Origin of the sequence: Thermonema rossianum DSM 10300 (assembly GCF_000426825.1) — a bacterium.
In the GTDB taxonomy this organism is placed as follows: Bacteria; Bacteroidota; Bacteroidia; order Cytophagales; family Thermonemataceae; genus Thermonema; species Thermonema rossianum.
In genome coordinates, this window is the sequence record NZ_AUGC01000013.1 from 22,076 (window position 1) to 46,618 (window position 24,543).

The 24,543-nt window shown below is 48.3% G+C and carries 19 protein-coding genes; 10 read left to right on the plus strand and 9 right to left on the minus strand.

What is annotated here, in order from left to right; genetic code table 11:
- Positions 1-136 precede the first annotated feature (136 nt).
- The 5 genes from K384_RS09675 (at position 137) to K384_RS09695 (ending at position 4,462) form a co-directional block, all read left to right on the plus strand.
- A complete protein-coding gene (locus K384_RS09675; RefSeq protein ID WP_038031828.1) occupies positions 137-562 on the plus strand; it encodes a hypothetical protein in 426 nt (141 codons plus the stop codon).
- A gap of 70 nt (positions 563-632) precedes the next feature.
- Entirely contained in the window at positions 633-1,151 is a 519-nt protein-coding gene (locus K384_RS09680) for a hypothetical protein (protein ID WP_157630123.1), read from the plus strand.
- A complete protein-coding gene (locus K384_RS09685; protein ID WP_051633301.1) occupies positions 1,148-2,086 on the plus strand; it encodes an HTTM domain-containing protein in 939 nt (312 codons plus the stop codon). Before K384_RS09680 ends, K384_RS09685 begins: the two co-directional genes overlap by 4 nt.
- A gap of 96 nt (positions 2,087-2,182) precedes the next feature.
- On the plus strand, positions 2,183-3,100 hold the full coding sequence (locus K384_RS13450) for a glycosyltransferase family 2 protein (RefSeq protein ID WP_051633302.1): 918 nt from the start codon (positions 2,183-2,185) through the stop codon (positions 3,098-3,100).
- Positions 3,101-3,268: 168 nt separating this feature from the next.
- Positions 3,269-4,462 carry an NAD(P)/FAD-dependent oxidoreductase gene (locus tag K384_RS09695; RefSeq protein ID WP_038031833.1) on the plus strand — a complete coding sequence of 398 codons (1,194 nt, stop codon included), beginning with the start codon at positions 3,269-3,271 and terminating at the stop codon, positions 4,460-4,462.
- 53 nt (positions 4,463-4,515) lie between these two features.
- On the opposite strand, the gene K384_RS09700 is transcribed toward K384_RS09695, so the two are convergent.
- Together K384_RS09700 and K384_RS09705 are read right to left on the minus strand one after the other, a co-directional pair.
- Positions 4,516-7,674, minus strand: a complete 3,159-nt coding sequence (locus tag K384_RS09700; RefSeq protein ID WP_038031834.1) for an AAA family ATPase — start codon at positions 7,672-7,674, stop codon at positions 4,516-4,518.
- 6 nt (positions 7,675-7,680) lie between these two features.
- A complete protein-coding gene (locus tag K384_RS09705) occupies positions 7,681-8,916 on the minus strand; it encodes a metallophosphoesterase family protein (protein ID WP_051633303.1) in 1,236 nt (411 codons plus the stop codon).
- Positions 8,917-9,024: 108 nt separating this feature from the next.
- On the opposite strand from K384_RS09705, the gene K384_RS13455 reads away from it, so the two are divergent.
- The 3 genes from K384_RS13455 to K384_RS09720 all read left to right on the plus strand — a co-directional run bounded on the left by K384_RS13455 (position 9,025) and on the right by K384_RS09720 (position 12,551).
- Positions 9,025-11,448 (plus strand): DUF5723 family protein, encoded by a 2,424-nt coding sequence (locus tag K384_RS13455; RefSeq protein ID WP_157630124.1) that lies wholly within the window; start codon positions 9,025-9,027, stop codon positions 11,446-11,448.
- 103 nt (positions 11,449-11,551) lie between these two features.
- Positions 11,552-12,148 carry a 3'-5' exonuclease gene (locus K384_RS09715; RefSeq protein WP_038031836.1) on the plus strand — a complete coding sequence of 199 codons (597 nt, stop codon included), beginning with the start codon at positions 11,552-11,554 and terminating at the stop codon, positions 12,146-12,148.
- 16 nt (positions 12,149-12,164) lie between these two features.
- A complete protein-coding gene (locus tag K384_RS09720; protein WP_038031838.1) occupies positions 12,165-12,551 on the plus strand; it encodes a hypothetical protein in 387 nt (128 codons plus the stop codon).
- Here K384_RS09720 and K384_RS09725 read toward each other — a convergent pair.
- From K384_RS09725 to K384_RS09745, 5 genes are all read right to left on the minus strand, one after another.
- On the minus strand, positions 12,546-13,670 hold the full coding sequence (locus K384_RS09725) for a glycosyltransferase family 4 protein (protein ID WP_038031839.1): 1,125 nt from the start codon (positions 13,668-13,670) through the stop codon (positions 12,546-12,548). The genes K384_RS09720 and K384_RS09725 overlap by 6 nt on opposite strands.
- 8 nt (positions 13,671-13,678) lie before the next feature.
- Positions 13,679-14,371: an SDR family NAD(P)-dependent oxidoreductase gene (locus K384_RS09730; RefSeq protein WP_038031840.1), complete on the minus strand. Its 693-nt coding sequence runs from the start codon at positions 14,369-14,371 to the stop codon at positions 13,679-13,681.
- Positions 14,372-14,523: 152 nt separating this feature from the next.
- Positions 14,524-16,281: an aromatic amino acid hydroxylase gene (locus K384_RS09735; protein WP_038031841.1), complete on the minus strand. Its 1,758-nt coding sequence runs from the start codon at positions 16,279-16,281 to the stop codon at positions 14,524-14,526.
- Between the two features lie 96 nt (positions 16,282-16,377).
- Positions 16,378-17,472 carry a DegT/DnrJ/EryC1/StrS family aminotransferase gene (locus K384_RS09740; RefSeq protein ID WP_038031843.1) on the minus strand — a complete coding sequence of 365 codons (1,095 nt, stop codon included), beginning with the start codon at positions 17,470-17,472 and terminating at the stop codon, positions 16,378-16,380.
- Positions 17,473-17,482: 10 nt separating this feature from the next.
- The gene (locus K384_RS09745) at positions 17,483-18,274 is read right to left on the minus strand and encodes a S1/P1 nuclease (RefSeq protein WP_038031845.1); all 792 of its coding nucleotides are present in this window, start codon (positions 18,272-18,274) and stop codon (positions 17,483-17,485) included.
- Between the two features lie 309 nt (positions 18,275-18,583).
- On the opposite strand from K384_RS09745, the gene K384_RS09750 reads away from it, so the two are divergent.
- Positions 18,584-19,330: a hypothetical protein gene (locus K384_RS09750; protein WP_157630125.1), complete on the plus strand. Its 747-nt coding sequence runs from the start codon at positions 18,584-18,586 to the stop codon at positions 19,328-19,330.
- A 135-nt stretch (positions 19,331-19,465) separates the two neighbouring features.
- Entirely contained in the window at positions 19,466-21,373 is a 1,908-nt protein-coding gene (locus K384_RS09755) for an AAA domain-containing protein (RefSeq protein ID WP_038031848.1), read from the plus strand.
- Between the two features lies 1 nt (position 21,374).
- Here K384_RS09755 and K384_RS09760 read toward each other — a convergent pair whose 3' ends face one another.
- The gene (locus K384_RS09760) at positions 21,375-23,027 is read right to left on the minus strand and encodes an amidase (RefSeq protein ID WP_038031850.1); all 1,653 of its coding nucleotides are present in this window, start codon (positions 23,025-23,027) and stop codon (positions 21,375-21,377) included.
- Positions 23,028-23,062: 35 nt separating this feature from the next.
- Positions 23,063-24,331 (minus strand): replication-associated recombination protein A, encoded by a 1,269-nt coding sequence (locus K384_RS09765; RefSeq protein WP_038031852.1) that lies wholly within the window; start codon positions 24,329-24,331, stop codon positions 23,063-23,065.
- Positions 24,332-24,543: the final 212 nt, after the last annotated feature.

Consider the following 24,543-nt stretch of genomic DNA (forward strand, 5'->3'; position numbering starts at 1 on the left):
AAGGAGGGTTGCCCGGGAGTGAATAATTTTAAAGACCTGTACAAAGGTGTTGAAATTTTTTTAAAAAATACTTGTGTGATTTTTTTATGTTTGTGATACCACATATTTATAGTTGTTAACTAAAAAACAAAGTGTTATGCATCAAAGGAAAAGCTTTTCCATTGTATGGGTCGTTGCCTTTTTAAGCGCTTTGGGCTTAGTATCAAGCTTTGTGTTGCCACAGAAGAAAAACATGGCTTCCTTAAAAGATGCAGTGAAGCTTCAGGAAGTATCCGATACCTTGATCTGCTTTAAAGAATTTGTCTCAAAAGAAGATTGGAGCAGACTTAAAAAGCTCACTTACAAAGGAAAATTGCAAGTAGCAGTAGTGGTGCAAAAAAGCCATACATTGGCTGCAAGAGCAAAGACCAAATCGTCGGTAGCTCATAGTAGTTTTATATTCAAGCAGGCTACCAAAAGAACACGTGCGGTGATGAAAGTTCAATCTGCGGAAATGAGCCGGGAGGCAGCTTCCGCCCTTGATGAAATATTGAAAAAATATGAACATGCGCCATGTGAATAGTCGTGATGCCATGTCCATAAAGCAGTGTTTACAGTTGTTGTTTTGCTTTGCAATACTTCTTGGCATTGTTTTGAACAACATCAAACTGGGCTTGGATGGATACTATACCTTTTATTACGGTGAGGAAAAGGCTGAAGAGAACATTGTGTACAGATTTGCAAGGTATTGTACGGATTTGCCGGGCTGCGCGCAGTGGTATCAGCTGACAGGCATGGCAACGGGTTATGGTTTCTTTTCGCCTAATGTTGCCAGCGATTTTGTGGTGCTGTTCGAGCTGAAAGATGCAAATGGGCAGGTCTATAAAACGCTTGAAACACCTTTGATTCAAAGCAAAGAGGGCAATATGCGTTTCTATACCTTTTTGGGGGTGTACATGGACAAAATATTAAGCAAAGAAGAAAATAAAGTACCTGATAAATATGAGCGCCTTTTGGATGTTATGTTGAAGCAGTTGGGATTTTATGTAAAAAGGCATACCGGTGCACAAAGCGTAGGCGTAAGCTTGTATTTGTATGACTATCCTTCGTTGAGAGAATTTCAGCTGTTCAAAAAACCAAGATTGATTTTATTACAAAAATACGACTTATGAAGTCCATCATACCGTTTTTCTTTGGCTTCAGAAGCTATATGGGGCAAGCCATGGTTTTTTTTCGTATGGCAATGGGCATATTGTTTTCCCTTCATTTTTTGGCGGCTTTGCCTGACTTCGAGCGCTTGTTTTCTACAAACGGCATATTGCCCACCGATATTTTGGATCTATATGCTACGGAATACATCATCACATTGCCCGGCATCGTTTCTTTTCTGACAAACTATGGTATAAGCCAGCCGCTTGCTTTGTGGATGTTTAAGGTTTTGTATTTGGGGCTGTCTCTATGTATTGCAGTGGGTTTTTTTAGCCGTTGGGCAGCGGCTTTGCTGCTGTTTTTACATGCTGCGTGGATGCAAGGTGCCACACTGTATTTTTATGGGGTAGATTACTTTGAGTCCATGGCGTTGTTTTATTTGGTGTTGTTTCCTGCTGACAGCGCTTATTCTTTACGTGCAATGATAGGCAAACCGCAGACAGAAGCAATGAGAAGGGCAACGCCTTACTTTCGTACTTTCCAAATACATGTAGTTTTGGTTTATTTTTTTTCCGGCTTGGAAAAAATTGTTGGTTTCAACTGGCGAAACGGGGAGTCAGTATGGAAAGCATTTCACTTGTACCATCTAAACCGTGATTTTGCTTGGGATTTTAGCTTCATATCGGATTACCATTGGCTGTGGGTGCTTATGGGGTGGGGTGTGGTGATAGTGGAACTGTTTTATCCTGTATTCATTGTGTGGCATAAGAGCCGCCGGCTGTGGTTATGGGCTACCATAGCTTTCCATCTTGGCATTGCCTTGGTTTTAAACCTCTATTTTTTTGCAGCCACGATGATAGCCTGGAACCTAACAGCTTTTTACTTCGTGGATGCACACAAGTTTGGGGGGAAAGCCATGCCACAGGCAAGTAAACTCAAATTTGAAGAAAGCATTTGAAGGACTGGGGTTTTTATAGAGCGCTACATCCGAAGGGGACATTTTGTCCCTTTCGGTGTTTTTATGCTTCTTTGGAAGAGTTTCAAGCATTGAAAGATGAAAATCAGCGTCATTATTCCCACTTATAACGGAAAAGAACGTTTGTTGCGCTGTCTGGAGGCACTCAAGCAGCAGAGCCGCCTGCCCGATGAGGTAATTGTGAGTATCGACGGCTCTACGGATGCAACAGCCGAAGCCCTTGCTCATTGGAATGCGGCGGGCTTGCCGCTGCAATGGATAGAAGCGCCTAATGGTGGGCGGGCAGTGGCACGCAACCGCGGCGCACGCATGGCGCAAGGTGAACTGCTCATTTTTTTGGACGATGACGTGCGCCTTATTCCCCAAGGTATTGCCATGCATGAAGCACATCACCGGCGGTTTGAAAACAGTATTCTGGTAGGAGCTACCTTGGAAGAAGAGGCACTGTTGCGCACCGATATGCACCGGTATAAGGCTTATTTGAGCCGCTTGTGGCTGAAGCCTTTGGTTGCATATGCCACACAACCGATGCCGGCAGGCAAGGTGTTTTTGGCAGCCGCCAACATGTCCATGCCCCGCCAAGTATTTGAGCAACTGGGAGGCTTTGATGAGCGTCTGCGCGATGCCGAAGATTATGACTTGGGCGTGCGTGCCGTGCAGGCGGGGGTGCCTGTTTACTTCAATTACGACTTGATTGCTTGGCATGACGATTGGATCACCTGTGCTTCTTACATCCGGCGCATCCGGCAATACCAGGCAGCACAAGAACAGCTGCAGAGATTGAAGCCCGGGCTTCACGCACGCAATCCTTATGCGTATCGCCCGGCAAGAGGGTGGCGGCGTTTGGCTTATCGCTTCTTTTCGCATCCGGTGTGGGTGCAATGGATTGACCGCGAGGTGTTCTGGATACGAAGGCTGCCCCGTGCATTGCGTTACCGCCTTTATGATTGGGTCATTATGGCGCAGGCAGTGCATTTTCCGGAGGCAGCGCCGTAATAGCAAAAAATATTGGCATTGCCTTAGTACCGGCATCTAAGCTTTCTTCTTTTCCGGTAAAAACCGCTAAAAAAGAGGCGTTTTTGTATTGATTATATGAAAATATGTTCTTATTATTGTGTAAAACTATGATTTTTTATTTTGAAATAAAGAAAAACAAAGAAAGCTATGGAAAAACATCAAGTGCTTATTATTGGCGGCGGGAATGCCGGTATTTCGGTAGCGGCGCAGTTGTTGCGCAAGCGTCCTAAGTTGGATATTGCCATTGTGGAGCCTTCCGACAAACACTACTACCAACCTGCCTGGACGCTGGTGGGCGGGGGCGATTATGATGTGAACGACACGGTGCGCCCGGAGGCATCGGTGATGCCCAAAAAAGCCAAATGGATTAAAGACAAAGCCGAGGGTTTTGAACCGGAAAACAATTTGGTGCACCTGGCAAGCGGGAAAAAAGTAGCTTATGATTTCATGGTGGTGTGCCCCGGCATACAATTGCGCTGGGAATGGGTAGAAGGCCTGGAGGAAACACTCGGAAAGAACGGCGTAACAAGCAACTACCGTTTCGACTTGGCGCCTTACACCTTCGAGTGCATTCGAAACTTTCAAGGCGGCACGGCTTTGTTTACCAATCCCGGCACGCCCATCAAGTGCGGAGGGGCACCGCAAAAAATTATGTATTTGGCATGTGACTACTGGCGAAAGCATGGAGTGCTTGATAAAGCCGACGTGCATTTCTGTACGGCGGGCGGGGTGATTTTCGGCGTGAAGAAATATGCCGAGACGCTCATGAAGGTAGTCAATCGTTATGGCATTCATTTGGATTTCAAGCACAATTTGGTGGCTATAGACGGAGCAAGGAAAGAAGCTACTTTTGAAGTGACCCAAGCAGACGGCAGCAAAGAGAAGAAGGTCATGCACTTCGACATGATACATGTGACACCGCCGCAGAGTGCGCCGGACTTTATTCGAAACAGCCCCCTTGCCGATGCCAACGGCTGGGTAGATGTGGACAAACACACTTTACAGCATAAGAAATATGCCAACATATTCGGCATAGGCGATGCAAGTAACACGCCCAATGCCAAGACGGGGGCAGCCATACGCAAGCAGGCACCGGTGCTGGTGCAAAACCTGCTGGATGTCATGGATGGCAAGCAGCCTTCGGCTTCGTATAACGGCTATGGCTCTTGTCCGCTGGTGACCGGTTATGGTAAGCTGGTACTGGCAGAGTTTGACTACAACAACAATCCTATAGAAACCTTCCCCTTCGATCAGTCGAAAGAGCGTTGGACGATGTATCAGCTCAAAAAGTACATTTTGCCTTGGCTCTATTGGAATAAAATTTTGAAAGGTACCGCATAGGTTGTACTGTGTGCTCATATAAAAAGCAGGCAAATCATGCCTGCTTTTTGTTTTTATGAAGCGAAATCGGTGCCTGCCAACTGAATATAACTGCCTTTGTGGGCGTTGTGTGTAGCTATGAGTGCCGTTCTGATGCGCTCTCGCATAGACTGCACGTGAGAGATTACACCGATGACTTTGCCCTCGCAAGCCAGCTGTTCAAGTACGTTCATCACTTCGAAGAGGGTTTTCTCGTCGAGGCTGCCAAAGCCTTCATCTATGAAAAAGAAATGCTGCTGTATGCGATGGGTATCTTGTAGCAGCTCGGAGAGCGCCAAAGCAAGGCTCAACGATAAAATAAAACGCTGCCCGCCCGAGAGGCTTTCGAGGGGGCGCGTGTATTGGTTCAGGCGGTCACAGATTTGGATTTCTATTTTGTTGTTTTCTGTGGTGATCTCAACTGACAATGCATTGTTGGTAAGTTGCTCAAAGTGTTTGTTGGCTAAGCTGTTGACTTTATTCAGGTAGTTTCCGAGTACGAAGTTCAGGAAGCCGTTGCCGTCGTTGAGTTTGTTTATTCTTTCCCATATTTCCAGCGTTTTCCTGCTTTTCTCATACGACTCCATAAGCTGCTTTTTCTTATTGAGCCTTTCTTCCATGGCTTTTATAACTTCCGAAATCCGTCCTTTCTCTTCTTGCAAGTGCTTAACTTCCTGTTTTATTTCTTTATACTGCCGGCGGAGTTGTGCTCGCTCTTCAGCTGATTCGGGTACACTGAGCGCCTGCCGGGCTTTTTGAATGTCTTGTAACTGCTTGTTCAAAGCTTCGTGTCTACTACGCAAAGTATCTCTTTGGCGTATGTTGTTTTGAATGCTTTGCTTTTCATTGAGTATTTGTTGCACCTCTTCTTCTGTGCCGAACAGCTCGCTGTATGTTTGCAGCAACTGCCGTATGCTTTGCTCAATGTCGCTTATCTCTTTTTTCAAAGTGACGATGCTGTCTTGAATACTCTTGAGCTGTCCTTCTTCCGTATGTTGATCTTTTTCTATTTGCTCCAGCTGCTCTTTGGCTTGATTGCAGGCAGTTTCTGCTTCTTGATATTCCCTGTGAATTGCTTGTACGTGTTTCTCTAACTCCTCTATGCTTTTGTTTTGATATTCAGGGTGCTGCGTTTCGTATGCTTCTATTTCTTCTTGAAGCCGCTGTATGGTATTATGTAATTCCTGGATAATGCCTTCCTGCTTGGCAATGTGTTGGGCTTTTTCCTGTTCTTCTTTTTGTATTTTCTCTTTTTCTGCATTCAGTTGCAGAAGCGTTTTCTCATTCTCTTTTAGTTCATTTTGCTTTTGCTCTACCTGCTGTATAATGTCAGCCAACATTTTGTTGAAGGCGTCTTTTTCGCGGGGGGGCTCGCCCCCGGGAAGTGGAAGTGCCGGAAAGTCGCCGGCTTTGGTTTGGTTATAGGTTTCTATGCCACTTATGAAAAGTGTTTTTAAATTGTAGAGGTGGTTCAATTCTTCCTGCATGTGCTGCATTTTTTGTGATATATCTTTTAATAAAGAAGCTTGTTGTTGCAGCTCTTCATGAGATATTGAGTGGATGCTAAGGTTTTCGGTGACATGTTCTGTTGAGCCGCATAGAGGGCAGGGCTCACCGGCTTTAAGGTTTTGCCGCAAGCTGCGCAGCTTCATTTCAGTTTTTGTGCTGATAAGCAGCTCTTGTAGGCTTTGATTCAAGTGTGCAAAGCTGCATTCTTTTACCGCCTTTTTTAACAGCGTGGATAAGTGTTTGTTTTCGGGCTTGTCTATTTGTTTTAGCCTGCCTGCCAGGCTTTTGTAAAGCTTCTTGCATTCTTCGTGTTTTGTGTAGTAGTCGTAAGAAAAAGTCTTTAAGTTCTGCAATTGTTGGATAAGTACCGGCAGATTTGTTGCCTCCAGTTGCTTGATGTTTGCCTCTGTTGCCTGGATGCGTTGCAACAGCTCTTGAAGCTTTTTGTCTATATGCTTGCGCTCTGATATCTGCTTTTTCTGTTCTTGCTTTTGCGATTCTATGTTTTTTTGGGCTTTCTGTAGCTCTCGATGCCACTTAATGTATGTTTCCAAATGGCTGATATTCTGCATCTTTTTTGATAACCCCTCATAACGCACCTTGGATGCTTGGTATTTGGTTTTGTATTCTTGTATCTTTTGTTGTCTGTCTTGTATGCTTTGTGCGAGTTGCCGGGCTTTTTCCTGGTTTACTTTCAGGCTTTCCCTCTTTTGGTCGCGAATATTTAAAGGTCTTTCGAAATGCTCTTGTGCTATTTGCAAACGCTCTTGCTGCGTGTCGAGATTTTGAGGAAGCTGCGCCAGGCTGCTTTCTATTTCGGAAAGCTCTTTTTGCAGTTTTTCCAGCTCTTGTTCTTTTATCCGGGCAAGCTCTATTTGTTTTACGCGCTCTTCCAGTTGTCCGGCTTCGGCTTGCCGGCCGGTAAGCCGTTTCAAAAGCTGCTCTTCTTCGCTTTTTTTCTGTTGAAGGGTTTCTTCATTGACGTCTTCGTATTCAGCCAGACGGCTTTTGTTGTTTTCAAAGCTTTGCCGGGCTTCCTTGAGCTTTTCTTTTGCTTTTTCTTTTATCTTTTCATAAATGTTTAAATCGAAAATCTCCCTTAAGAAATCACTTCTTTTAGATGGCTGCTCTTTAATAAACTTATCGAAATTACCCTGTGGCAAAACAATGGTGCGGGTGAAATGTTCTATTGGTATGTTTTTCAAAGCAGCTTGCTCTTCGCCTTTCTTTTCATCGAGTGCTTGCCATTCTTGCTTTCCTTGGTTGAAACTCTCCCAAAGGGCTCTGCCCCGGGCTTCCGTGCCGTGATAACGATAATAGTTTTTGTCTGCTGAACCTTCGTAGTCGTCTTCTTGAAATAAAGTGCCGGTTTTCTTTTTTCGCTTTCTTGCCTGCACACCGAGGCGGTAGGTGAAAGCATAAATGTGCGTGTCAAAGCCCCGGAAAATAAACTCTATGGTTAATTCATCGCTATGGCGGTTGATAAGATGCTTGATGCTCTTTTGGCTGCCACGCAGTGCCTTTCCATAGAGGGCTATACTGATGGCTTCGAGCAGGGTGGACTTCCCGGCGCCGGTATCCCCGAAAATGCCGAATAAGCCGGCATTACTTAATTCGCTGAAGTCGATGTGTTGCTCTTCTTTGTAAGAAGCCAGTCCCTTAAAGTGCAAATAAAGTGGTTGCATATTTGGTTATGAGTTTTTTATTTCATTCAACAAATCAGCAAAAGCCCGTAAAATTTCACCGGAGGGGGCTTCACCACGATGTGCTTGGGGGTAGTATTCTTCGAAATACTCGTGTGGTTTCTTTAGTTGGAAAGTTGTGTTATCGATGGGCGTGCCGTCGTTTGCCGGCCGGCTGGCCGGCAGCTGCCAACTGATAAAGTGCGGGAACTGCTCTTGCAGCTCTTTGAGTAGCGAAGGGGTGGGCATGGTCTGAAAATTGACATGCACCCAACCGTCTGCGTGGGCTTGCAGCTGCTCTTTGACCGTTTCACTTGCCTCCGCTTCCAAAACCAGCAGCCGCCTGCCGGCAGCTAAGCTTATCTCTTCGATTTGAGGCTTTTGTTCGGGAAGCAGCTCCACGACCACCACCTTCTTTTCATATTTGCTTTCGTCGAAGCTGTAGGCTAAGGGGCTGCCGCTGTAACGTATATGAGAAGCTGTGACTTCATGGGGGCGGTGCAGGTGCCCCAAGGCTACGTATTGCACGTTTTCCGGGAATATATCGGCTTTGAGGGCATAGCTGCCACCAATAGAAAGCCTGTGTTCTGCTTCACTTTCCTGCTCGTCTTCGGCAGCCTTGCCCGAGCGGATGATAAACTGATGAGCTGCCAAAAGGCAAATGCCCCCGGGGCTGCACTGCCCGGCAAGTGTGTGCCAGTAATCTTTCAGGTAGTCGTAAAGGGCATTGCCCGAATCAGACTCCAAACGGCGATTGAGGCGTATTTCATCGGCAAAGGGGGTGGCAATGATTTGCACGGGGTAGGGGAATGCCGGATGATGGAAAACAAACAAGTCTTGTGCTGCTTTGGCCAATGTCCATTCGCCTATGGTTCCATTCGTTATTTCTTTGATGGCTTCGCCTTTTTCCGGATGCCCATGTGCCAAAATACCGTGCAGGCTGCCCATGATCGACAGGTTTTGGATGCGTGCCGGCGAGTCGTGGTTGCCGGCAATGAGCAGCACAAGCCGCTTGCCGCCCTTGCTCAGCTGCAAAAGACCTTTTTGCAGCACGCTTTCAGCTTCGATGCTGGGTGTGTATTTGTCATAAATATCACCGGCAACAAGCACGATATCCACCGCTTCTCGCTCGGCAATGGAGGCGAGTTCCTGCAGAAATTCTTTTTGCTCTTCCAACCGGCTTTTTCCTTTAAGCGACTTACCTATGTGCCAGTCGGCAGTATGCAATACTTTCAGGCTGCGCATGCTTAGTGTAGTTTTTTATGAAAGATATATGAAATGCTCTAAATACAAAGTTTGGGTGGTATCATTTTTGATGAATGCTATTTCAAAATTTTAAAAAAATAAAGATTTATGAGGTATAAATTACTCTCTTTTTTTGTTTTCTGCTGCTCAATGCTTGCGAGTGAGGCACTGCGCGCCCAAAACTATTGGGGTCTGCACAGCAGCAACTACAGCCCCTTGACCGGTGTGCACCTCCAGCCCGCCGATATTGTAGATGCACGCACAAAATTTCAGCTGTTGTTTGTAGGCGCCAATATGGACATAAACAACAACTATTTAGGGTTGGAGCGCAGCACTTTCTGGAAGTTCGATTACAACAACAGCGACTTCCGGGAAAATTTAGATGGCAAGCCCAAGCGTGCACTTCTCAATATGGACATGCAAGCCATGGGGCTGATGTTGAGCCTGTCGCCCAAAAGCGCGCTGGCATTGATGCCCAGGGTGCGCACCTTTCTGAATTTCGACGACATAGACGAGCCCACAGCCCGTTTGATTTATAAAAGCTTCAATAGCCCGGATTTATGGCAAACTACCATTGCCGACGACCATGTATCGGGGCAAGCGCACGTGTGGGCTGAGTATGGCTTGACCTATGGGCGCATTTTGTTCGATAAAGGCGAGCATTTCCTGAAAGCTGCCGGTACGCTCAAGCTTTTGCAAGGGTTGGGTTCTGCTTATATGTATGCCAACGATTTTCGCTATGAATTTACCAATCAGGATGTCGTTTCCGTGTTTCAAACAGAATTCAGTTACGGGCATTCCGATAACTTCAGCTTGTCGGAAACGCCTTCTTACCGCTTCGTGGCGAAGCCTTCGGTAGGTTTTGATTTTGGGGTGGTGTATGAATGGCGTCCCGACTATCAAATGTATCGCTATGAAATGGATGGAGAAGAAAACTTGCCCGACCGCGCCAAAAACCAATACCGCGCCAAGGTGGGGCTTTCACTCACCGACTTGGGACGCATACGTTACAACAAAAGCCCCGATAGCCGCAACTTTACGGCAGATATTCAAAACTGGGACATATCGCAAGAACAAATCAATGATGTTAACGATATAGACCAAATCATAAAAAACCGCTTTACCTATACCGAAGCGCAAGGCGAATACAAAATGAACCTGCCTACAGCCTTGAACTTGCAAGCCGACTACCTTTTTACGCAAGGCATTGGCATTAACTTTACTGCTTCATGGGCTTTGAAACAAGGCGTGAAAGACATAGACAAAAACCATTACATAACTACTTATGCCCTGACGCCGCGTTTTGAAAGCAAAAGGTATGGTTTGTATCTGCCTTTGAGTGTGCATGCCAATACAGGCTTCAATGCCGGTATAGCTGCTCGCATAGGTCCTGTGTTTTTTGGCTCGCGTGACCTGATCAGCAACTTGGCGCTTAGCAATGAAGTGCGGGGGGCTAACTTTTATTTGGGCATTAGCATCCGTGCCTTTCATAAAAAACCGAAAGACCGCGACGGCGATAAGGTGTCAGATAAGTTGGACCAATGCGTGAGCGTGCCGGGTGTGTGGGAGTTTCGCGGCTGCCCCGACAGCGATGGCGACCACGTACCCGATACAGAAGATGCCTGCCCGCAACTGGCCGGGTTGCCACAGTTCAATGGTTGCCCCGACAGCGACTCCGACGGCGTGCCCGACAGCGAAGACGAATGCCCGCAGCAAGCCGGCTCGCGTCAGTTCAACGGCTGCCCCGACAGCGACTCCGACGGCGTGGAAGACCGTGTGGACGAGTGCCCGCTTGAGCCCGGTTTTGAGCAATTCCGCGGCTGCCCCGACAGTGACCTGGACAATGTGCCTGACAAAGACGATGCCTGCCCCGATGTGTATGGCGATGTGAACCATAAAGGTTGCCCCGACACCGACGGCGACGGACTGTATGACCATGAAGACGGCTGCCCCGAAGTGTATGGCGACATAGCCAACGGAGGATGCCCCTATGTGGACCGCGACGGTGACGGCATCAAAGACATCGATGATAAGTGCCCTGAAATTGCCGGACCGGCAGAAAACGACGGTTGTCCTTATAACGACATGGATGGCGACGGCGTGCCCGATGCTTTTGACAAATGCCCTTCTACGCCCGGTCCTAAGGAAAATAACGGCTGCCCGAAACTCGAGAAAGAAGAAGAAGAAATCTTAAAAACTGCTTTTGATAACTTGGAGTTCGAATCCGGCAGTGCCACCATCAAAACCTCTTCCTACAGTGCCCTGGTAGAGCTGGCCAATTTGTTGAAGCGCAAGCCCGGATGGCGCCTGCTTGTAGAAGGGCACACCGATAATGTGGGAAGCCGTGCCAATAACATCAAGCTCTCGGAACGAAGAGCACAGGCAGTAAAAGACTTCCTTGTAGAGCAGGGGATAGAGCCCGCACGTATCGTAACTAAAGGATGGGGACCTGACCGCCCCATAGCGCCCAATACGACGCCCGAAGGCAGACAGAAAAACCGGCGGGTAGAGTTTACCATTTTGTTTGAATAAGTTTGCACTTCCTTGAGTTTATCCCGTCTTGGCTTTTGCTTGCCGGACGGGATTTTTATTTTTGTAGATAATTCAAACGTAAAAAAACAGAACTTATACCGCTATGAAATACCTGGTGCTTGATTTGGAGCTTACCGGGCCCGACCTGGGCTATCACGATATGATTCAAATAGGGGCTGTGCTTTGCGATGCGCAATGGAACGAGCAAAGCCATTTTTTGAGCAATGTATATCCCGAAAATCCCGAAGCCATTTCGCAGCGTTCGGAAGAAATACACGGCTTGTCTATTTATGACTTGGAGGATGCCCCGGCACGTTATGAAGTGCTTGAGTCTTTTGAGCAGTGGGTCCGGCAGACACTCGGACGCAACGAATACGCCAGCTTAAAAGACGTCATACTTTGCGGGCAAGGAGTGCTTACCGACGTCAATTTTTTGAAGTGGGCATTTGAAGAAGAGAACATAGACTGGCCCTTTTCCTACAAAATCCTTGACCTGATGAGCCTTAGCCTTTTGATGTACAAGGTGTTGAAAAACAACGGCAAAAAGGTGCCCAAATCTCATAGTTTGGATGCCGTTGCCGCCATGTTCGGTTTAAGCCGCGATGGTGAAGAGCACAATGCTTTGGAAGATGCCCGCTTGACGGCCGCTTGTTTCAAAGCCTATTGGGAAATAGCCGATAATTTGAAGTTGGAAGAGTAAAAAAACAACAAAACATATGCTTATTAACTTTTCTCAATTGCCGCTTGTACAATGGAGTGCCGCACAAAAAGAATATGCCATCCGGCACTATGGCAAAATAGAAGAGGTGAGCTTTCCCGAGGTGCCCGTCGAAGCCGATGTGTCCTATGTGGAAGATTTGGCAGAGCGTTGCTTCTTACGTATCACGGCTTTGATTGAAGAATTGGGCAAAAACAAAGACGAAGTGACCATACTCGTACGGGGCGAGCCCTCGCTTTCTTTTGCCGTAGTGCGCATGCTACAGAAGGAAGGTTACACATGTGTGGTAGATGCCACGGAAAGGCGTAAGCGTTTCCGTGAAGATGGTTCCGTAGAAGTAACTTATGAGTTTTACCGTTTCAGAGAATACCCGCAGCTGCTATAGGCGATACAGCGCCTGCAGGCGATCAAGCATAAGCCCTAAATCGAAAAGCTCGGCAACCTTCTTTTGGCCGTTTTCAATCACCTTTTGCCGCAACACTTGGTCGGTGAGCAGCCGGTGCATGCCTTCCGTAATGGCTTCGTGATTACGGTAAGGCACTACCCAGGCATTTTCTTCATGCACAATGAAATCATGTGCAATGCCCGACAGCGTGAACACTGAAGGAATGCCACAGGCCAATGCTTCTACATACGTTTGCCCAAAGGCTTCTATCCGGGCGTTAACAGGCACGTGAACATACACATGAAAAAGACGGTAGAGCGCTGCCAAATCTTCTTCAAAAGGGATTTCCGTATAATTTTTAGAAGGCAAATGTTTTTGCAGGAGCCGGTGAATGGTGGCTGCATAGTCGCCGCGGGCATTGGCCAATACAAGATGCGCCTGCGGGTATTGTTGGTGCAGCTGCGCAAAGGCCGGAATGATGTATTGTATGCCTTTTAAGTGTATATACCGGGCAATGACACCTATTACTGGAAAAGCATCTGCCGGAATGCCATGCCGCCGGCGCACGGCTTCCACCCGCTCTTGGGAGCAATGTGCCAAGCTTTGCAGGTCGAAGCCATGATGGATAAGGTGCACTTTCCTTTTGGGCACTTTTTCCATAGCACACAGCACTTCTTCCACATTGCGGCTGATAGCTACGATGTCGGTAGCCAAGGCATTGAGCAGGCGGTCATACCAAACGGCGCGCGGAAAATACTCATGGTGAAAAGTAGAATGGTGGCGGGTGTAGATGCGTTGCCGGATACCGGCAGCCTTGGCAGCGCTCAAGCCAAGCAAAGAGGCATCGAAGAGGTGGGTGTGTACCACCAAAGGGCGATGCCTGTGCAAGTAGAAAAACAACTGCCACCAGAGGCGCGGATAGCTCTTTTTTCCATGTAGAGGGTAGTGGGTCACCTGGAAACGGTGCGCTTGCAGAAACGCTTGCAAAGCCGTGTGGGGGCTCGAATTGAGCAGTATAAAAGCAGGCTCTATGCCTCTTGCTCTTAAACCAAGGGCTGTCCACTCAAAAGCGAGTGATTTATGGATGTCTGAAATGATATATACGACCTGATGCTTCATGAATAGATTTAAGGTGTTGACACCGAAACCGGCAGTATTTTACCATTGAAGAAGCGATGCCCGTGCAGGCAAAAATCCGCAATGAATGCAGCCATTTCGTCTGCACTCAAAGGCGCTTTATAGTCCGGAAAGGCTGTTTGCAGCATTTCGGTTTGCACCGCCCCCAATGCCAGACAGTTGACGGCAATGCCTGCTTCCTGCCACTCTTGTGCCAGGCATTCGCTCAAGGTGGCCAAGGCTGCTTTGGATGCACTATATACCGCCAAGCCCGGAAATTTTTGGCTTCCTTGAAAGCCCCCCATGCTGCCAATGGTTACCACATGACTGCCCGCTCCAAGATAGGGGCGAAGCAGCTGCAACAGAAGTACGGCACCGGTGAAGTTGACATGGATTTGGTTGATTATATCTAAATAACTTTGTAGTTCAAAGCTTTTGTTTACCAGATAGCCTGCATTGTATATGAGCCGGTCCAGTTGTTGAGTATGCTGTTCTGCAAGCCACTTTTGCAGGCGTGGCGCTTCTTTCTGCATATTTCCCAGATCGATTGACAGAAAAGAGAACTGTTGGGGATATTGCCGTTCCAGTTGTTTCAAACTATCGGTATGCCTGCTCAAAGCCAGTACATGGTGTTGTTGCTGCAGCAGCAGGCGGCACAGAGCCGCACCAATGCCCCGGGAAGCACCGGCTATCAGTATTTTCATGCTTTTATGTTTTGTGGGTGAATGTGATGATGGCTTTTCTGCAAAGTAAAACAAAAAACTTTCACTTTTCTTTCGATACCATGTTTAAAAAGCAAAGCGGGACACAGGGTTCCCGCTTGAGGTCAGTTTTTATGAACAATTGGTGTTCTCTGTTAGCTAATGGCTACGTTGGGAATGAGTGCCAGCCCGTCGTGAATGAGTTTGGCTAAATGGCTATGCTGTTGAGCCATTTCTTTGAGTTTCTCTTCCAGCTTTTGTGCCAGTTGGTTCATGCCGTCTTGAGTGGCAGCCACTTCCAGCATTTCCAGCAGCAGGAGCCACACCTCTTCCCGTTTCATGAAGTTTTGCGCTTCTTTCCAAATGTTTTGCAATTGACTTGCTTCTCTTCTGCCCTCTCTGATGTCGCGTACGGCTTGATAAAGTGCATGTAGCGCACGGTTTTGTTCGTCGTATTGCGGGCGGTGCGTTTTTTCTTCCGGCACCGGATAGAAAAGCTCAAAGCCTTCGGGGTCGGCAGGTCCGGAGAAGACACTCACCACCGTTTCGCCTACACAAAGGTCGTACACGCCCCATGCAGGCTCGAATAAACGTTTGCCGTTCATTTCCACACTGCACTCATCAAAGCTCATCAAGATGATTTCACCACGGCTGTTGCGCCGTACATTCAGCAGGCGCCCTTCTACTACCACGCCGCTGCGGTATTCAAGACGGCAGCGCCTGCCTTCTTCTATACCTAAGGCACGCAGGTCGCCATAACTCATTTTGCCGATGGGTTGGTCGGTTTGTTTGAGCAGCCCTATGGGCGTGCCATATCCTTCGGCATGGTAGTCTTTGTCATGCCCAATGAGCAAGCGCCCGTTGTAGCTAAGCATGGTAGGTCCTTGGGTGCGCAGGTAGGCCGGGGTGCCGGTGTTGTCGGCAAGCACTTCTACGAAGGTGCCCGATATCTGCACACCGTTGTTGAGCTGTGCAGTAGCCGTATTTTTCGATTCAATGGCTTTCTGCAGGCCATACATGCCGCCACGCCGCAGTGCCATGGTATCGGCAAACTGATCCAAAACTTCCGATAAGTAATGGAAGCTCGGAGTCACAAAAAGTTGTGGTTGGGGCTTGGTAATATCAAACGATACGTCGGCGGCTTCAATGCTGTATGGCAGTTTTTTTACCTTATCACTCATACACCACACACTCTCGCCAATAGAAGAGAGCAGTCCCGCACCATATATTTTAGGATTTTTCAAGTCGCCAATAAGACCATACTCTACTGTCCACCAGTGCAGGTTACGGATGCGCGCCATCTCGGATGGCTCGCCCATGTTGGCTTCTATTTCTTTGATACGCTCTTCGGCTTCGGCTATTTCGTGCGGCGGCGTATTGGGATCTTCTTTAATGATAGACAGGTGACGAATGGCTTCATACAAGGCATAGTCTTGCGCTGAAGACAGTGCTTTGCTGCCTATCAGTCCAAAATAACGCAGGTATTCGGCATAAGCCGGGTCGGCAATGATGGGGGCATGCCCGGCCGCTTCGTGGATGATATCGGGCGCGGGGGTGTACTCTATGTGCTTGAGTTGCCGTATGTCGGCGGCAATTACCAGCACGTTATAGGCTTGAAATTCCATAAAGGCAGCGGGAGGAATGAAACCGTCCACGGTGACGGCAGCCCATCCTATTTTGCCCAGTATTTCATTCATTTCGTCAATATGGGGGATTTTGTCTATGGTAATCCCCGTTTTGCGCAAGCCTTCTATATATGATTCGTGGGCAACATGTTGCAAATAGTTATAGTTCTGACGCATGACATAGCGCCATACGGCATGGTCCAAAGCGGTGTATCGGTCGTATTCCTGATCAACAATAAAGGCTTTCAGGTGTTTAGGCAGGCGTTCTATAATTTTATTTGGTTTCATGGGTGCAAGATTTAAAGATGGATGCTTATTCTTCTACAAATATGCATATTTTTTCTTTGAAAATCAATAAACACAAAAGCCCTGCTCTCTTTTCCATTAACGTGGACGATAGACGTTTAGTGCCTCTGCCACATAGGTTATTTCCTGTGGGCTAAGTTCCGGAAACAGGGGTAAGCTTACACAGTGGGCGGCGTGGTATTCGGCTTGGGGGCAGTGGGCTGTTTCGCTACGAAAGACAGCCTGTTGGTGGCAGCACACGGGATAGTGTATGCCGTAACCAATGCCTTTTTTATCAAGGTATTTCAAAAAATGATGCCTGTCGGGTACCTGCACCACGCACAAGTGGTAAGCCGGGCGGCAATTGGGAGGTTCTTGCGGAAAACGGATGTAAGGTGTATCGACAGCCCGGCGGTAGGTAGTTACAATCTCTTGCTTTCGTTTTATCCATTCGTCCAGAAAGGGGAGTTTGGCTTCCAAGATGGCGGCTTCCAGAGCGCCCATACGGAAGTTATAACCTGCTACTTCGTGGTAGTACTTTTGCACATTGCCTTGGTTGCGCAAGGCACGAAGCAAATGCCGGTGGGCTGGATCTTTGAAAGCAATTGCCCCGCCTTCGCCGGCAGTGCCCAAGTTTTTGGTGGGGTAGAAGCTAAAGGCTGCCATATCGCCGAAGCTGCCGGCTTTTTGTTGCCCTATTTGCGTACCAAAAGCTTGGGCTGCGTCTTCAATCAGCCACAGGCCATGTACCTGACAAAAACGGGCAATGGTGTTGATGTCGCAGGGGATGCCATAGAGATGCACTGCCAACACCGCTTTGGTGTGGGGTGTCAGCAGGTGGGGCAGCTGTTGCGGGTCCATTTGCCAGCTGTATGGATCTATGTCGGCGAATACAGGGCGCGCGCCCGTTTGTCTGATTGCTGCCGCACAAGCAGCATAAGTGTTGGCAGGCAAAATCACTTCATCGCCTTTGCCTATATTGAGGGCTTTGAGTGCCAAAAATAAAGCGGCGGTGCCACTATTGACTGCGAGCACATGGGGCACGCCGCAAATTGCTGCCAGTTTTTGCTCGAGTGTGGACACGCAGGCTTCACCGCTAAACTGCCCGCTGTCCAGTACTTCCTCGATTTTTGGTAAAAGAATATGTTTCAGCTTTTGACTTTGCCGGCTTAGGTCAAAAAAAGGCACTCGCATAAAGCGGTATTTAACCATAAATTTCGTTGAGCAGGTAAGCCAAGCGTATGCCTGCCTTAAGCAATTGCAATTCCACCGTGGGCCAGTTACGATAAAGATAAAGATAGCCCATTTTTTCAGTGTCGCCTGTGTCATATACTTGCGGGCGCAGGGCTACGCATTCCATTGCCCAGCTGCGTACGTCGCCTTGCAGCCAACTTTCTACTTGTGTTTTATTTACTTGTAAAAGCAGGGCATGCGCCAGCTCTGTATAGCTCAATTGCTTGTCGTCGATCATTTCGCTGTCCCATACGCGGTGCAGGTTCGATGAGCGCCACATCCACTTTACTTTCACATCATTGCCACCGCGGTCTTTGCCGGTGCCCACGTGCAAGGGCTGGTGCAAGTCCCCTACCAGATGGACCAGCATTTTCAAATATTCCACTTCCTGGTCTTGTGAAAGCGTATCGCTTTTCAGGGCAGATACGATGAACTCTATGCGCTCAATCACGTCGCCGTTGGGGTTCTTTTCTGCATCTTCATAGCGCATGCCGTCGGGTATGGTTACCCAGTGCCAGTCGTGGGTATGGTCATATCGTTCGTCGGAGCGTATTTCGTCCATCCAAGTGCTGCAGAGCGCCAGGTCTTCGGTTTTCAGAAGCTTTTGGAGGCGCTTCTTTGCTTTCTTATTCAGAAAAGACTGGGCAATGTAACCCACGACCCGGTGCCCGGTTTGTCCCCAAGCCCGCGCTTCCTGAGCGCCCGGCAAGCTTAAAACTACGAACAGCAGCAGTGTAAAAGTCAGTGTTTGGCGTATTCTCATAACTCTTGTGTTTTTTGACAGTTAACAAAAGTAGTAAAAAATTGATAGCACTGCCTACTGATACCAGCTTGCTCATGAAGGGTTTTTGTTGATTCATTGCAAAGGTGATATGATGGACTTAAACTTTGTGAACTTGTATAATGTTTTGTTTTTTGTGCAATTCAATTACATTGAAAATAGCGTATGAATCTGCATAATTATTTGATTTTTAGTAATTGTTTTATTAAAAAAGTATTTTTTTTGAAAAAAACTTGCTTAGTATGTTAAATATTGTTATGTTTGTAACATGTACAACTAAAATACTGTTGGATGATGATGGATTTCATGAAAAAAACAGCGTTTATTTTGCTGGCGGCACTCTTTGGATTGGGGGCACAAGCCCAGCAAAGTGCTACTTTTGAAGGCTTCGTAGCTTATGAATTCGAGATAAAAGATGCGCCTCAAGAGGTGAAACAGCAGCTTCAGCAAAGCCTGATGGCTGTATGGGTGAAAGGGAAAGAAATGAAAGTAAGCTTGGAGTTGTCGCATTCGGTGCTTTCTACGCTTACCAACCTCGAAAACGACGAAGGCTTTTTCTTCATAGAAACCAAAGAACAGTTTCATGAGCGTTTGGCAAAGCCCTTGGGAGGCAAGCCCTGTGTGTATCAAGAAGAAGCCCACCGCTTGCTGGTGCCTGCCGATAAAAAAGCCGATAACGACAACGACGGCAAGAAACGCCTTGTTTACACCAATGAAACCAAAGAAATTTTAGGGCACTTATGCCGCAAAGCCATCATCACCCTCGACAACGGCGAGCAGGTGTATGCTTATGTAGCCACAGACATTGACCTGCCCAAAAATGCTTATCATCATATTGATTTTCAGTTTTATGGCATTGAAGGTTTGCCCTTGGAGTACGAAGTGGTTGATGAACAAGGCACGCGCATGATTGTGCGCGCTACCCGCCTCGAAGCGGGCGAAGTGAAGCCCGCAGTATTTAAACTTCCTGCCCAATATGAGCGCACCACGCCCGACAAGTTGGCTGAAATGACTGCTGAGTTGTATCATAAACATTAAGATTTTTTCATCATCCATCGATTTTCATTAAGACATAATCAGAGGCTCTGCCCCTTGGGTGGAGCTTCTATTTTTTTATTTTTTGCCCACCGGAGCCAAGCACTTTTAGCATCTTTGTTGAAAAATACATGGCAAATGAAAGTCAAACCTACCGACTATTTCCGGCAGCTGTTGGAAGCCCTGCAGGCAGAAAAAGAAGAAGCAAGAAGCCGCTTTGTACGTGAAACAAGCCAAAAAACGCTCAAAGAAAGAATAGAGTCCGGCATTTGCCTAAGCCCCGTTCGCTTGGCACAGATAGGCTATCAGGGGATGGAAGTATGGTACTTGCATTTCCGCATATTGAACTTACAAGCATCTCATCGCGCCTGGCGTGTGGGCGATGCCGTGCGTGTGTTGCCAAGGGGCGACGCCTCTTCTATTGAATGCCGCGGGGTAGTCGTGCAATGGGCAGAAGGAAAAGAAATAACAGTGGCTGTTTCGGGGGATCAGCTGCCCGACTTCTTGGAAGAAGGAGAGCAATATACAGTAGAACAGGTGCCTGACGAGCAGTCTCTGCTTCAGATGGAAAAAGCGCTGCAAGCCTGGCAAAAAGAAGAAGAATCGAGCAGAATGCATTTATTTGAGGTGTTCTCCGGACAATACACGCCTTCTTTCCGTCAGCCGGAAACAAGCCCCCGTTTGCCGGATTTTTTGAACGAAAAGCAGCAGCAGGCCATCCGCAAAATACTGACGGCCAATGAGCTGGCACTGTTGCATGGGCCACCCGGTACGGGTAAAACCAATACGCTGGTGCAAGCCATAAAAGCAACACTTGAAACAGAAAAGCGGGTATTGGCCACTGCGCCCAGCAACACGGCGGTCGATATTTTGTGTGAGCGCCTCGCAGCCGAGGGCTTGCGCGTATTGCGCATAGGCCATCCGGCACGCGTCGATGAGCAATTATGGCAATTTACCGTAGATGCTCAAAAGCAAAAACATCCGGACTTCAAGCGCTTAAAAGAATGGTACCGGCAGGCAGAAGAATACCGTGCTTTGGCAGGTAAGTATAAACGCAGCTATGGCAAGGAAGAGGCCGAACAACGTCGCTTGCTTTACCGCGAGGCGCGCAAGGTGCGGCAAGATGCCCAACAGCTGGAAACTCAAATATTGCGCGAGCTGATAGAGCAGGCACAAGTCATATGTGCCACACTGGTAGGTTGCGCCCATTCTTTACTCGAAGGCATGCATTTCAACACTGTTTTTGTAGATGAGGCGGCACAGGCTTTGGAGCCGGCCATTTGGATTCCACTGATGAAAGCCGGGCGTCTTATCATGGCGGGTGACCACTGCCAACTGCCGCCTACTGTGCTTTCTGACAGTCCCCGGGCTCAACGCTTGCAGCAGACTCTTTTCGAGAAATTGATGCATGCGCATCCGGAAGCGGCATGCATGCTGGAGGTACAATACCGTATGCATCCGGCAATTATGGAGTTTCCAAGCCGTCATTTTTATGAAGGAAAGCTGCAAGCAGCGCCCACGCTTGGCAAGCATATCATGGCTTTGCCGCCTTCCGGAGTGATAACTTTTATAGATACTGCCGGCACCGGTTTTGAAGAAAAGCAAAATGCCGATGGCAGCTTTTTTAACGAGGGCGAGGCGCGTGTGCTGTGCAAACACCTTGAAGAGGAGTGGGGCAGTGCCCCGGCTTCTGCCCCCGTGCAGATAGGTGTTATAAGCCCTTACAGTGCACAAGTGGCTCTGTTAAAAGAGTTGCTGCAGGCACAACCGCTGCCTTCGCACATACAATTAAAGATAAGTACGGTAGATGGTTTTCAGGGGCAAGAGTGCGAAGTGATTTATATTTCCATGGTGCGCAGCAACGAAACGATGGATATTGGCTTTTTGAAAGACATCCGGCGCATGAATGTCGCCATGACCCGTGCCAAGTATCGCTTGGTGGTCATTGGCGACAGCAGCACCGTGGGCGCTTATCCTTTTTACGAGTCTTTCTTGCAGTATGTAGAAAGCATAGGTGCCTACCGCAGCGCTTGGGAGTGGATGTAGGTTAGTGTTTTACCAACGGAGGACGCCTTTTATGGTGTTGGGTGAGTTGCTGATAGGCGTGGGCTACTTCCAAGATAGCCCCTTCGCCCATCCATCGTCCCAGCAAGCAAATGCTTTGAGGCATGCCACTGTGGCTGAATCCTGTGGGCAATACCACGCAGGGGTGCCCGGTCATGTTGGTAATATAGAGCTGTGAAGAGGCAAAAGAGGGGGCAATCACCACGTCGTATTGCTTCATGAGCTCTTCCATTGCTTGAATGAGACGGTAACGCAACCGCTGTGCTTGTATGTATTCTACCGCAGGAATGAAACGAGCCATGCGGAAGTAGTTGGGCCACGCTTGTTTGTTTTGCCGTACCAACTCATCGTCGCGGTTGCTGCGTGTGAGCTCATCGAAAGCGGCGGCAGCTTCTGCCCAAAGGATGAAGGTAATATCGGGGTAGGGGGGCAGGCTGACGGTGTCGATGTGTGCGCCGGCTTTTAAGAGCGTAGCCACGAAGGCGCTGTCGTTTGCGTAGGTGTTCGAAGAGACAGGTGTGGGCACATAAGCGATGCGCAGTCGCCGCCAATCAAGATCGGAACGGTAGCTAAAGGTAGTAGCAATATGGAAAGGGTCGCGTGGATCGTGTGTGGTGGCGTCGTGCAAATAACGATACACGATGGCGCAGTCTTCGGCTGAGCGCGCTATGGGACCGATTTTATCCATGGTCCAGCTTAAAGCCATGGCACCAAAGCGACTGACTGCCCCGAAGGTGGGACGCAAGCCCGTAACGCCGCAAACCGTAGAAGGCGACACAATGGAGCCCAGTGTTTCGGTACCGATGGCAAAAGGAGCCAAGCCGGCAGCTACAGCGGCAGCCGAGCCCGCCGAAGAACCACTTGAGCCGGTAGCCGGGTTCCAGGGGTTGCGTGTGCGCCCCCCAAACCACACATCGCCCCAAGCCAATGCCCCCAGCGATACTTTGGCAATGAGAACGGCGCCGGCGGCGTCGAGGCGTTCAATCACGGCGGCGTCGTAGTCGAGTTGCTGCGAACGGTAAGGGGCGGCGCCCCAGGTAGTCGGGTAATTTTTGGTGGCCAGCAGGTCCTTAGCCACATAAGGGATGCCGTGCAGCAGGCCACGATAGTGCCCTTCGGCCAGTTCGCGGTCGGCTTGCCGGGCTTTTTGCAGCGCCAGAGCTTCGGTGTAGGTAATGACACAGTGTAGCGTGTCGTCATATTTTTTAAGCCTGTTCAGGAAGAAGCGCGTGAGCTCTTCGGAGGTGATTTGGCGGGAAAGCAGCAGCGAAGCCAGTTCGCGAATGCTTAAAAAAGCCAGCTTTTCGTCGTTTTTGGGGCGCTTGATTTTGGGGAGGGCGTCATCTTGGAACACCAGCTCATCTGGCCCTGTATGCGGCGGTACGTAGTTGTCTGGTACCGGATGAAACGTAAATGCCGGTGGCAATTCATTGGGAAAATCTTGTTCGCGCAATGCCTGAAAGCTTTCTTTTTGCTCTTGAAGGCCGTCCAGCATCGAATCTATTTCCACGGGCGTAAAGGTCAAGCCTATGAGCTTGGCAGCCGACTGCACGTCGGCAGGTGTGATATCGCTGCTCCACCTGCCCAATACGAAGGCTGAGGCAAGCAATGCAATGAAGAGTAAGAATCGTTTCATAAGCATTTTTTGTTAAAACGCTCACCGGGCGTTATTTAGTGTTTATCATAGGGGTAAATGCCCTTCCATAGGGCTTTGAGACGTTCCAAAATGTTCTTTTCTTTCCCTTGTTCGCCGGGGCGGTAAAAAATGCGCCCCCGCAGCGCATCGGGCAAATAATGTTTTTTTACGAAATGGTTGGGTGCATCGTGCGGATACTCATAACCTTCGCCATAGCCCATGCTTTTCATAAGGTGGGTGGGGGCATTGCGCAGGTGCAAAGGCACGGGCAGCTGTGCTGTTTCGGATGCTGCCTGCATGGCCTGATTGATAGCCACATAAGAGGCATTGCTTTTGGGCGAACTTGCCAGATAAGTAGCACACTGTGCCAGAATGATGCGTGCTTCGGGCATGCCTGTTTGCTGCACTGCCTGCAGGGTGCTGTTGGCTAAAATTAATGCTTGCGGATTGGCATTGCCCACGTCTTCCGAAGCAAAAATAAGCATACGGCGGGCAATGAATAGCGGGTCTTCGCCCCCTTGTAGCATGCGGGCCATGTAGTAAAGTGCGGCATTGGGGTCGCTGCCCCGCATGGACTTGATGAAAGCAGAAATGAGGCCATAATGCATTTCGCCGTTTTTGTCATAAAGGGGCACTTGTTGTTGCGCAATGCTTTGCACCACTTCGTTGGTAATGACAATGGGCGACTCTTCTTTCAGACTTTCTATGCATTGTTCCAACAGATTGAGCAAGCGCCGGGCATCGCCTTGTGCCATGCGCAGCAAGGCTTCGGTTTCTTTCAGCTGCACTTCATGCCGTTGGAGCAGAGGGTCCCGGGCTATGGCACGCCGGGCAATCTGCAACAAGTCCTGCTCTGAAAGAGGCGATAAAGCATACACTTGACAGCGGGAAAGCAGGGCATTGTTTACAGAAAAGCCGGGATTTTCGGTGGTGGCACCAATCAGCTTGATGCTGCCTTCTTCTACTGCCTTGAGCAGTGCGTCTTGCTGTGCTTTATTAAAACGATGTATTTCGTCGATAAACAAGACGGTGGTGCCCCGGCGGGCCGCCTGTTCTATTTGTTGTCTTATCTCTTTTACACCTGCTTCCAAGGCGCTAAGAGATTGGAAAGGCAAACCACATTGATTTGCCAGCAGACGGGCAAGCGTGGTTTTGCCTGTGCCGGGCGGTCCCCAAAGTATCATGGAGGGCAATAGTTTACAGTCGATGAGTTTCTGAAGACTACCTTTTTCACCTATTAAATGACTTTGACCTACAAAGTCAGAGAGGTTTTTGGGACGCATGCGCTCGGCAAGAGGTGGCATAGTGCTTTGGAATAGTGACATAGCTCCGTTTAATGCAGGTAAGTTTAAAGTTTTTACGTATCCTGTGTGTTTAAGTGCAAAATAAATGAAAACAAGCAGCTTTTATACTTTGTTTGCAAAAGTGCATACTTATATTATTTTGATTTTAGGTGTTTTTTCAAAATAAAATTTTGAAATTGCGTTTTTTGCATCCTTTAACAAAAGGTTGTTTT